The 1,323-nt window shown below is 50.9% G+C and carries 1 protein-coding gene and 1 pseudogene; both read right to left on the reverse strand.

All coding sequences use genetic code 11. The annotated features are described in order from the left end of the window. Positions 1-638, reverse strand: a pseudogene (locus FOI68_RS22655) (VWA domain-containing protein); the annotation flags it as partial. A gap of 22 nt (positions 639-660) precedes the next feature. Further along, a partial coding sequence (locus tag FOI68_RS23690) for a vWA domain-containing protein (RefSeq protein WP_370512172.1) occupies positions 661-1,323 on the reverse strand: 663 nt, incomplete at its 5' end.

Consider the following 1,323-nt stretch of genomic DNA (forward strand, 5'->3'; position numbering starts at 1 on the left):
GCGGCAAACGAGCGGATCGCTTCCTTGGCCGCTTCCATTCTCGTCTTGCCGCCCGCCATATTGCCCATGCTGCCGCTTGCGTCCAGCACGATCATCACGTTGTACTGCTCCTTGAACTGAAAACGCGGATCATCCATTTCCGGGCTGCCAAATGAAGAAAGCTTGATCTGGTTGATGATTTCCTGCGGTTCCGGGTAATCTTCGGCAAACAGGCCGAGCAGGGCGAGGTAGTACAGTTCGATTATTTCGGGATCGGGGTTTTCGATGTTCGGGAATTGCTGCAGTACCTTTTCGATCTCCTCATACTGCTTGCCATACTGGACACCGGAAAATCGCCCCGGAGGCAGGTTGTAAAACTCCTCCGCTGTCTCCGGGCGTTTGGTCAGGCCGTCCGGGATTAGTGCTTTCAGCGCCTCGATCTGCTCTTCCCGGCTGGTGGCGGTTTGTTTGGTGGATATTGGCTCTCCGTCAGGATTGCTGCCTGCCGTCTCCGCCGTTTCCTTGCCGTTGTTCTGCAAGGAGGTCTCGGACGAGCCTGTGCTGGTTGATTGCTCTTCTCCCGAACAAGCTGACAGACTGATGAAACATACAAGAAGGATGGCGAACAGCATTTGTCCCTTTTTTACTTGTGTGTTCATCTCCTCCACCTCCTTGCATCAGCTAATTTCTCTTTACATTTTCGCTATATTGCCGGTTGATCGCGTCAATTGCTTCTTTATATGTTTTGGCGTTCAAATTTTCAAGGAAAGTCTTCATTTCGTCTCCTCGTTGCTTAATCAATTTGCTTTGTGTTTTTTCGATCTCTTTCAGTTTGGTAATGGTGCTTTTATCCAATATTTTGCGTCTTTCTAATTCGTAAAAGGCAGAGAGAAAATTATAGCTTTCGCGAACTGACATTCGCTGCCAGGTGGATCCATAGACACTGATTTCTACACCTTGAGAGAGTTTTTCTGATAAAGCATCATAAGTTGCCCCACGTTTCCACTCAATCCATTTTCGGGCGATCTTGCTTGCCTGTTCAAACTCCTTCTTCAACTCCTGCTGATCCTGGATCAGTACATAGCGGCCCCCTGCGGCTTCTGCTACCTGCTTGAGCTGGCGCTGCGCTTCCCCGTCTGCTCCGAAACCGACGACGTTTACGATGGGTGTCACGTCAGAGTCAGCCAACTGTTTTGCCACTTCTACCGGATCGCCGCCGCATGTTTCGATCCCGTCGCTGACCAGGTAGATGATATTGGTGTTCTGCTCCCCTTTGTACGACTGCAAATCTTTCTGCGCCTGCTCGAGGGCGAGGGCAATCGGCGTCCAGCCGGCAGGCTTGAA

This window comes from Brevibacillus sp. LEMMJ03 (assembly GCF_007197875.1).
Lineage (GTDB): Bacteria > Bacillota > Bacilli > Brevibacillales > Brevibacillaceae > Brevibacillus > Brevibacillus thermoruber.